10 protein-coding genes are annotated in these 9,542 nt (G+C 43.2%); 5 read left to right on the top strand and 5 right to left on the bottom strand.

The window, feature by feature from the left end; translation table 11 throughout:
• Window positions 1-179 precede the first annotated feature (179 nt).
• Window positions 180-662, top strand: coding sequence for a GNAT family N-acetyltransferase (locus tag B7C60_RS15875; protein ID WP_099612478.1), 483 nt, complete (start codon window positions 180-182; stop codon window positions 660-662).
• Window positions 663-896: 234 nt separating this feature from the next.
• Here B7C60_RS15875 and B7C60_RS15870 read toward each other — a convergent pair whose 3' ends face one another.
• The 5 genes from B7C60_RS15870 to B7C60_RS15850 all read right to left on the bottom strand — a co-directional run bounded on the left by B7C60_RS15870 (window position 897) and on the right by B7C60_RS15850 (window position 6,270).
• On the bottom strand, window positions 897-1,616 hold the full coding sequence (locus B7C60_RS15870; protein WP_099612477.1) for a glycerophosphoryl diester phosphodiesterase: 720 nt from the start codon (window positions 1,614-1,616) through the stop codon (window positions 897-899).
• Window positions 1,617-1,889: 273 nt separating this feature from the next.
• Entirely contained in the window at window positions 1,890-2,984 is a 1,095-nt protein-coding gene (gene ugpC / locus B7C60_RS15865) for a sn-glycerol-3-phosphate ABC transporter ATP-binding protein UgpC (RefSeq protein WP_099612476.1), read from the bottom strand.
• Between the two features lie 52 nt (window positions 2,985-3,036).
• Complete coding sequence (gene ugpE / locus B7C60_RS15860) at window positions 3,037-3,879, bottom strand: sn-glycerol-3-phosphate ABC transporter permease UgpE (protein ID WP_099612475.1); 843 nt, start codon at window positions 3,877-3,879, stop codon at window positions 3,037-3,039.
• A gap of 10 nt (window positions 3,880-3,889) precedes the next feature.
• Window positions 3,890-4,771 (bottom strand): ABC transporter permease subunit, encoded by an 882-nt coding sequence (locus B7C60_RS15855; protein ID WP_099612474.1) that lies wholly within the window; start codon window positions 4,769-4,771, stop codon window positions 3,890-3,892.
• A gap of 206 nt (window positions 4,772-4,977) precedes the next feature.
• Window positions 4,978-6,270 (bottom strand): extracellular solute-binding protein, encoded by a 1,293-nt coding sequence (locus B7C60_RS15850; protein WP_099612473.1) that lies wholly within the window; start codon window positions 6,268-6,270, stop codon window positions 4,978-4,980.
• A gap of 372 nt (window positions 6,271-6,642) precedes the next feature.
• On the opposite strand from B7C60_RS15850, the gene B7C60_RS15845 reads away from it, so the two are divergent.
• The 4 genes from B7C60_RS15845 to B7C60_RS19755 form a co-directional block, all read left to right on the top strand.
• Entirely contained in the window at window positions 6,643-7,821 is a 1,179-nt protein-coding gene (locus B7C60_RS15845) for a methyl-accepting chemotaxis protein (RefSeq protein WP_099612472.1), read from the top strand.
• 32 nt (window positions 7,822-7,853) lie between these two features.
• Complete coding sequence (locus tag B7C60_RS15840; RefSeq protein WP_099612471.1) at window positions 7,854-8,222, top strand: response regulator; 369 nt, start codon at window positions 7,854-7,856, stop codon at window positions 8,220-8,222.
• A gap of 276 nt (window positions 8,223-8,498) precedes the next feature.
• Window positions 8,499-8,822 (top strand): STAS domain-containing protein, encoded by a 324-nt coding sequence (locus B7C60_RS15830; protein ID WP_099612470.1) that lies wholly within the window; start codon window positions 8,499-8,501, stop codon window positions 8,820-8,822.
• Window positions 8,823-8,826: 4 nt separating this feature from the next.
• Window positions 8,827-9,542, top strand: a 716-nt coding sequence (locus tag B7C60_RS19755; protein WP_245869588.1) for an Hpt domain-containing protein, incomplete at its 3' end; no start/stop codon positions are given.

The following is a 9,542-nucleotide window of genomic DNA, read 5'->3' as shown; positions in this document are numbered from 1 at the left end:
CTTTATGTGCCGTGCTATTAACCTTAGGACGATTACGGAAAGATGCCTTAATGGGCGATGAAAAATAAACGTCGACAGAGCGCGCCATACTGAATTTTCGTTGTTAGTCATCCATGGTGGTATGATTTCACAGCTCTATCCGATAGAATTGCCACATGATGCCTGATTAACGTTACCTTATGTCTTCTATTTTTCTTTGTGCCGCACACATGGATGATTTGCCCGAGCTTAACCAATTAATGTTCGACTTACATGATGAACATCATCAAGCTTGTCCGGAATATTTCAAAACGGCACAAGAAATAGAACAAGAAAAGAGTATCGCACGCTATCTTGATGATCCAGAATGTTTAGTCTATGTCGCTAAATGTGGAAGGAAAATTATTGGTTTTGTCACCGGGCATTTTTGTGAACTAGTGTCAACCGTTAGCCAGCCTGTATTGATGGGAAGTATTGATGAGCTTTATATAAACCCTGACTATCGTCAACAAGGCGTCGCTCGCGATCTACTCAGTCATTTAGAACGTGTCTTTATCACTTATGGTGTTAAAGAGCTATTTGTTGAAGTTTGGGCATTTAATCAGGCGGCACTACATCTTTATCAAGCATCTGGATTTAACCATCATATTCATTGGCTACGTAAATCTGTCACAAGTAGCTAAAAGAGCCAATTTTTATTGAAATATCCCCTCCCTACTTGAATCTGCAGGGGCTACGTCCTTTCACCCCAATCACATAGCTTGTCTAGGCTCATCGGGATGATGAGAGCTAGAGCCATCCTTGGTTTTCGTCACGGCTGTTTAAATTTGTTCCAGACAAATTTGTCACTCACTTGCTGCCGACCTGCAACTCCAAGTGGTTTGGGTTAACCAGAAAAAATTAGGTGGTGAGAGCATTTATTGGCTTTTTTTCATAAATCGGCTCGGCCAATCTGAAAAGATCGCGTCCACATGATCAAGATAACTAAATCTATTGGGGTCATTCACGGTATAGCACCAAATTTGATATCCGTGAATTCGTAAATAATCAATATGTCTTTGGGTTATCCAGCGATAGTTGAGGTTTGCACTAAATGCCTCAACGTCTCGCATGACTTCTTTGTCTTTGTTAGAGAGTCGTTCACTTAAAACACCGAGTCGATAGCCAGGACAGTGTTGATGTAGCTTACGAATAATCTCATGGCTAAAGCTAGAAAGTAGTACCTTTTTGGGGTCTAAGCGACTTCGATCAAGTTGCACTTTGAGTTGTCTTGCCACTTGATCTGCATCGTGTTGATCGATTTTGACTTCGATATTTAACCCTAATTGGTTATCAGCGGCGAGTTCAAGTAACTCTTGTAGTGTCATGATCGGTTCGCCACTAAATTGAGGATCAAACCAACCACCAAAATCGAACTGCTGTAACTCGGCTAAGGTATAGGCATCAATTCGCCCTTTTCCATTACTACAGCGGTCGATGGTGTGATCATGGCATACGACCAGAATATTATCTTTGGTGGGTTGAACATCAATTTCTACCCAAGACAACCCCATATCAATCGCAGCCTGTACGCTGACACGAGTATTTTCTGGATAGCTTCCAGCCACACCCCGGTGACCGATAATCATAAGTGACATAATGTGTCCTTAAGTGATGAGTATTGTTGATGCAGCAACGACGAGATCGACTCGATGTTGAAGGGCCAAATAAGTGAGATCTGCCGTTACATGGTCGACCAATAGATGTTGCATTTAGAGAGTTTATCACTAACGATGGGAGCATAACGACCTAATTTATTTTTGTCGGCGACTAATCAGCATCGCTGGCTCTGTTCAAGATAGAACGTCGTGCGCTTGCTGAAAATAACGCGAGGATTTGTTTTTGTTGAGTCGATAAGCTCACATCAATCCTTATGCAATGGCCCGTTTAGCAAGAGAGGTTGGGCATAAACGTTTACCTTGCTGATCAAAGAGGTGCAAGCGATCAGATGCTATGGAGAGGGTCAGTGGCTTATGCTCCGCAAGTGGTATTTCTGGAGTTACGGCGATAAAGTCAGCTCGGTTATCTAATCCGATAATTTGTCCGTGAACTAATTGATTTGGCCCTAAGGGCTCGATGACATGAATCTGTAAAGTCAGGGCTAGTTTGTGTTGAACATGCGAGATTTCGGCATGTTCGGGACGAATGCCCAACGTGAGTGATTCTGTGCTCAGTCCTTGGTATTGAGGAAGATAGAATTGCTGATCTGCAATATGCAAGTGACCATTTTTTAGTTGAGCAGGCAGGAAGTTCATGGCTGGGCTACCAATAAAACTGGCGACAAAGGTGCTGGCCGGCTGATGATAAACCTCTGCGGGGGTACCGATTTGTTCAATTGCACCGTCTTTGAGAACCACAATGCGATCGGCCAGCGTCATTGCTTCTATTTGATCATGAGTCACATAGACACTGGTGACTCCTAATTGACGTTGTAGCGTTTTGATTTCTAACCGCATATGGGCGCGTAGAGCGGCATCTAAGTTCGATAAAGGTTCATCAAACAAAAAAAGTTGCGGATCACGAACAATGGCACGTCCCATGGCGACCCGTTGCCGTTGTCCTCCTGAGAGTTTACTGGGTTTACGCGCTAAATACGCTTCGATCTTGAGCGTTTTTGCCACTTGCTGAATTTTTTCTTCGATGGTGTCTTTATCAACCCCGCGATTTTTTAATCCATAAGCAAGGTTATCGTACACACTCATATGTGGGTAAAGTGCATAGTTTTGAAACACCATCGCAATGTCTCGTTTAGCCGGTTTTTCCTTATCGACCCGTCGGCCAGCCAGATAAATCTCACCATCTGATATGGGCTCTAGTCCAGCAATCGAGCGTAAAATGGACGACTTTCCACAGCCAGATGGCCCTACCAATACAATAAACTCACCTTGTTGGATAGAAAGATCGACCCCTTTCACGGCACGGTGACCATTTTCGTAAGTTTTTACCAGCTGTTTGATTTCAAGCATCACGTTTTGCGGCTCCTGTGATGGAGTGTGGGGTACTAAATGGATAGCAGTATTATTTTTCACTTTCGACCAGTCCTTTGACAAACCAACGTTGGAAGATGACGACCACCAAAACGGGTGGAAGCATGGCTAATATGACCATGGCAAAAGCGTAGTCATAACGCGGTAAATTGGTTTCGTTGATGTTATTGAGAATTTGTTTTATCCCCATCACGATGGTGTTGTAGTGTTCATCGGTAGTCATCATGATTGGCCATAAATATTGATTCCACCCCACCACAAACATAATGATAAAAATGGCTGCCATCATGGTTTTTGATAAGGGGAGCAGTATGTCGATAAAAAATCGAATCGGCCCTGCATTATCGAGTTGTGCTGCTTCCATTAATTCATCGGGAATGGTTTTAAAAAATTGACGGAAAAAGAAGGTTGCGGTTGCCGATGCGATCAAGGGTAAAATTAAGCCACTATAGCTGTTGAGCATTCCTAGGTTGGAGACGACCTCATAAGAGGGAATGATCCGCACTTCTAAAGGTAACAGTAAGGTCACAAAAATTAGCCAAAACCAAGCACTGGCGTAGGGAAGGCGGAAATAGACAAGGGCAAAAGCTGCCATCATGGAAATAATAATCTTACCAATAGCAAAGCCAAGCCCCATGATCATCGAGTTTGTAATCATAGTGCTGGCGGTAACATTTCCAGCAAAACCAACGCTTTTATTCCATGCCTCTTGGTAAATGGCCACAGTATGCTGGCCGATGCTCCATTGTAGCCCTTCACTGATAATGGTATTGGGATGATGGGTTGAGCTGGCGAAAATTAACCAGATGGGGAGCAGCATAAACAGAGTGCCCGCTACCAGTATCAAATGGTCAGAAAGCTTGTTACTTTTCATCATTAAGCCTTTAGTAGTGGACGCGTTTTTCAACGTATCGAAATTGGATAAACGTCAGCATAAGTACCAGTGCTAACAACACGACAGATTGTGCAGAGCTACCCCCTAAATCAGCACCGACAAACCCATCCCGATACACTTTATAAACCAAAGAGGTGGTGCTTCCACCAGGGCCACCATTGGTCATGGTGTCGATCACCCCAAAGGTGTCAAAAAAGGCGTAGGTAAGGTTTATCACCAGCAGGAAAAACCCCGTTGGTGCTAGGAGAGGGAAGGTGATAGTCCAAAAACGTTTCGTATCACTGACACAATCCAACATAGCGGCTTCTTTGACCGCATAAGAGATTGATTGCAAACCCGCCAAGAAATAAACAAAATTAACCGCCACTTGTTTCCAGACAGAGACTAAAATTAATGCAAAAGTGGCATCAACGGGGTTGGTTTGGAGACTGAACTGCCAGCCAAACTGAGCAAAAAACTCCGTCAAAATACCAATATGTGGATTAAACAAGAAACCGCCGATGATCCCAGCGACAGCAGGGGCTACAGCGTAAACCCACGTTAATGTCACCTTATATGAGCCTTGGCCGTGAATAATATTATCCGCTTTGACGGCTAGTAGTAGGGCAATAGCGAGAGATAAAAAAGAAACCAAGAGGGAAAACAGCACAGTAAAACCGAGCGATGATAAATATTCTGGGGATTGAAAGAGCATCTGATAGTTTTCAAACCAAACAAACGTCGATGACATTCCCCAAGGATCTTCTAACATAAAAGAGAGATAGATTGCTTTGATTGCTGGGTAGACAAAAAAAATGGCGATGATCACGATCTGCGGTGCCAGCAAGAGATAAGGCAAAGGCGAGTGTAGAAATTGTTGTCGACGTTCCACAAGTTTTTCCAATTAAATTAATAAGCTATACCCTTCCTACTTGAAGCTGCAGGGATGTTGGCTACGTTTATCCACCCCCAATCACCTAGCTTGCCTATACTCATGGGGGATTTACTTACTTGCCACCTACCTGCAACTGCAAGTTGTTTGGGTATATTAAAATCCCCGCAACATAACTTGCGGGGGGGGGGGGGGGGCGATCCACATCATTGCATCGTGCGAGCAAAGCGGCTCAATAGTGTTTCACTTTCTGTTTTCACTTTATTCAGGCTATCTTTAACAGAAGAACGGCCCGCAAAAATATTGTCGAATTCTCGGTGCATTACTTCTCGAATCTGCGGGTAATAGCCTAAGCGATACCCTTTGGTCCATTCACCAGAGGGTAAGCTGAGTTGTTTGACACCCACTTCTGCATCAGGATGTTCGCGGTAATAACCTGACGCTTTTGTCATCTCATAGGCGGCATTAGTTACAGGAACATAGCCGGTGGTTTGGTGCCAATACATTTGAACTTCTGGACGTGTTAAGTAGGTAAAGAAAGCGGCAACGGCTTTATCTTCTGCTTTTGAATGGCCATTTAAAGCAAACAGCGCTGCGCCACCAATAAAGGTATGCGTGCCGTTTTTATTTAATGATTGCCAGTAGGGTAAGTAAGTGGTGCCAAAATCGAAATCGACTCGGTTACGTAAGCCACCGAAAGAACCCGATGATCCCATCCACATTGCCACTTCTTGACGTTCAAAGGGGATTTGGTTGGCATCCCAATTGCTGCCGTAATATTTAAAATAGCCTTTGTCTGACCACTCTTTCAGTTTTCCAATATGCATTTGCATATCTGGGGTATTCACCATGACGGTTGAAGAAAGTGCTTGATAGCCATTTTGCTGATCGGAGAGAGGAAGATTATGGCGAGACTTGAAGTTTTCGACCATGATCCAAGGTGTAAGAGACTGTGAAAACGCTGCATATCCTTTTGATTTGAGCTTGATAGCCAGTGCTTCTAGCTGCTCGTAGGTTGTTGGTGCCTCACCTCCAACTTGCTTGAGAATGTCTTTATTGTAATACAGCACCGGCGTGGAACTGTTAAAGGGCATGCCGACCATTTTACCGTTATTATCCGCATAAAAGTTACGTACACCTGCCAGATAATCTTGGGAATGAAAGGTATAACCCGAGTCAATCATAATATCTTGCACGGGTTTCGCCACGCCCGGAGCATTCATAATGGTGGCTGCGCCGGCATCAAACACCTGCAAGATGTTGGGTGATTGTCCCGCACGAAAAGCAGCAATGCCAGCGGTCAGGGTTTCAGTATACTCCCCTTTATAAATAGGCGTAATTTGGTAATCATTTTGTGAGGCATTAAAATCAGCAGCAATTTTATTGACCGTTTCGCCTAATTGGCCACCCATTGCATGCCACCAAGTAATATTGGTGGCTGCGAAACTGGTTCCTGAACAGGAGATAGACAGTAGGCTCGCTAACCATAGCTTATTCATTTTTTTTTCCTTAGTCAGTTTCGAACGAGACGATTCTTATTTCGTTTGATGCTGCTATGGTGGCGATGAAATGTGTCACTCCCGTGGCGATTAGGTTTCATTGTTGTGAAAGGTTTATGTCATTCAGAAGGCATTGAGAAATGTCAGCTTCGACGCTAGGGTCAATAGACCTTGGGCCTCGTGCGGTATTTTTGTGAAGTTATTAATAGATTAAATATTATTTCATCCGCTCATTTGCCTACTAGATACCTGACTGCTACTTTTAAAAAAACAGGCTGATATTCATGAACCATCATATCACTACTGAAAGGGTAGGAATGTAGCCAAAGATAATCATTAGAATAACGTCAGTTAGGCATAGGAATATAATCCATGTTAGTGATTAGACTTACCCCGTTGTTTATGCCTGTGTTGCTGCTATCGGGCATAGGCATTTTTTACTCAGATATTGCACTGGCTATCAGTGTGCCTCTTTTCATTGCGTCAATGATAAGTATCGGTTATGCCGCTTGGAATTATGAAGCGTATATTAAAACCGTTAAACAGCAAAAAAAGCAGATTGAGCAGCTTTCCTCACAGCAAGAATCCGAGTTGGAATCTTTTCATTCTCTTGAACCTCTATTTATTGAGTCTTTACCCATTTGGTCGCGGCATATTGATTCAGCAAACCATCATTTGACCGAGTCTGTGGCGGAACTCAGTGAACAATTTACTCAGTTAGTTGAGCGCCTTTCCCATTCCTTGTCGCTCCAAGCTGGTAGTGATCGCACTCAAGACCAGTCTATTCCAGAAGAAATTAATCAATGTCGCACCATGCTAAATGAGGCGGTAGAGGCTCTTCGCTCCGGTCAAGCGTTACGTCAGCAAGTACTGAGTGAAATGAGAAATTTAGTTCAGTACACCAGCGCATTGAAAAAAATGGCCAGTGATGTGGTTGGTATTGCAGAAAAAACTAATCTACTGGCGTTAAATGCGGCCATTGAATCAGCTCGTGCGGGGGAAGCGGGGAGAGGATTTGCTGTTGTTGCTGATGAAGTGCGAAGTTTGTCCCACCAGTCAAGAGAAACTGCTAACCATATGACGGAGCAAGTGAATACCGTCAACTTAGCGATAGAAAAAGCTTGTAACATGGTACAGCAAGTGAATAAAGATGAAACTGAACAGATGAACCACACCGAACAGCGCATCGATGAAGTGATGAGCCATTTTCAGCATATGCTGCACACTTTAGATACCCAAGCTCAAGGGTTAACAGAGGAGGCTCATCAAGTCAAAGAAACGGTCACACACGTTATTATTCGTTTGCAGTTTCAAGATCGAGTGAGCCAAATTCTTGATCAAATTAGCTTGAATTTAAAAGAGTTAAGTGAATCCATTGCGTTGGCGAAACAGGATCGAAATCATCCTGTTGTTGGTCAGTTATCACCACAAAAATGGCTTGAAAAGCTGAAAGGGAATTACACCATGATAGAGCAGCACCAAGTTCACCGCGGAGAAGAGCATCAATCGAATGTGAAACGGGCGGTTCAATCAGACATCACGTTTTTCTAACTCATTGGGGCTACCAATAAGGAGGTTTGAAGATGAGCAAAACCATTTTAGTCGTTGATGACTCTGCGGCAATTCGTCAAGTGGTGAGTTTGGCTCTCAAAGGGGCTGGCTATCAAACCATTGAAGCCACGGATGGTGTGGATGCGTTAAAAAAAATTCAGGGCGTCAAAATTCATTTAGTGATTAGTGATGTCAATATGCCCAATATGGATGGTATTACGTTATTAAAAGAGTTGAAAAAACAACCAAGTACTAAATTTACTCCTGTGATCATGCTGACTACAGAATCGGAAGCGGGCAAAAAAGATCAAGGCCGTTTAGCGGGCGCGAAAGCATGGGTGGTTAAACCTTTTGTGCCTGATCAAATGCTGGCTGCAGTCAATAAATTAATGCCAGCTTAGGGTCTGCTGACCTTTCGAGCTGATTTTTTCAGCAGTTTGTGGCTTCTTTATATAAGGCAGAGGCTTGAAATGTGGTGACTCTACCTGAGAAGCCGATAACGCCGTAGAAAGGAGCCACAAACGCTGCCCGAAAGGTTCGGCTAAAAGCGTTTTACTCTTTGTTGAGAGGTGTTTTGCTTAGAATGACTAGGCGACAAAGCTCTCGCCGCGATTAAAACGCTTTTATCTCGAACAAAATTTAATCGCGAAAGGTCAACAGACCCTAGGAGGTATGACATGCAGGTACTTGAGGAAAATAAAGAGCAAGTCCAAATCGCATTAACCGGTGAGTTAACCATTTATCAAGCAGATGCATTGTATGAATTTTTAACACCTTGGGCTGAGCAATCGTGTGATGTTGTCATTAACGTCGAACAAGTAACCGATATTGATACCAGCGCCATTCAATTACTATTGATGTTGGATAAAGTCAAAGAGCAGCAGCAACAACGCTTAATTTTACTGGGTGATAGTCCATTACTTCATCGAGTGATAGAAAAATTAGGGGTTAACCGCATGAAAAGTCAGTTGCAGGTGCTCTCTAGTCTAAAACAAGGATAAAAGTATGAAGATGGATCCCATGTTGTTGGCGGCTTTAGACACCTACTATACCGAAAGCCGAGAACTGCTCGAAACCATGGAGCTTGACTTACTAGAACTTGAAGCTGGCAATCGTAATGAACTATCTGAAAGGCTCAACGCTATTTTTCGAGCCGCTCATACGGTCAAAGGCTCCGCTGGAATTTTCAACTTAGATTCGATTGTGCATTTTACCCATAAAGTTGAAAATTTATTAGATCAGCTAAGAGCAACGCCATCGTCTCTTTCGAGTGAGATCATCAGCTTATTATTTCGTTGCCGGGATCATATGCTCAGCTTGTTGGATGAAGCGCAATATCAGCAAGTGGATGATCAAGACAATGCGAGTATTAGTAAATCGTTAATGATTGAGTTAGATCAATACCTTGTACCTTCACCCGCAACTGACTCGCGGGATGAGACGTATTGCCAAACCGAGCGTTGTGACTCGTCTTATTCAACTTCAGCAGCCTCATCTCACTATTTTTTATTTGTTCGTTTCCCAAAGACGGCATTGCAAGATGGTATGGATCCATTATCTTTTTTTACTTATTTGGCTAAGTTAGGCGAAATTGAGCAAATTATTTTAGATGACAGTGGGTTGCCGGATGAGTGGCAAGCATTTGATTCAGAGAATAACTATTTATGTTGGCAACTTTCCTTCACCACATATGCTCAAGCGAGTGAGATAGAAGAAGTTTT

Source organism: Vibrio fujianensis (assembly GCF_002749895.1).
GTDB lineage: Bacteria > Pseudomonadota > Gammaproteobacteria > Enterobacterales > Vibrionaceae > Vibrio > Vibrio fujianensis.
This window is presented reverse-complemented; position numbering and strand designations above follow the sequence as displayed.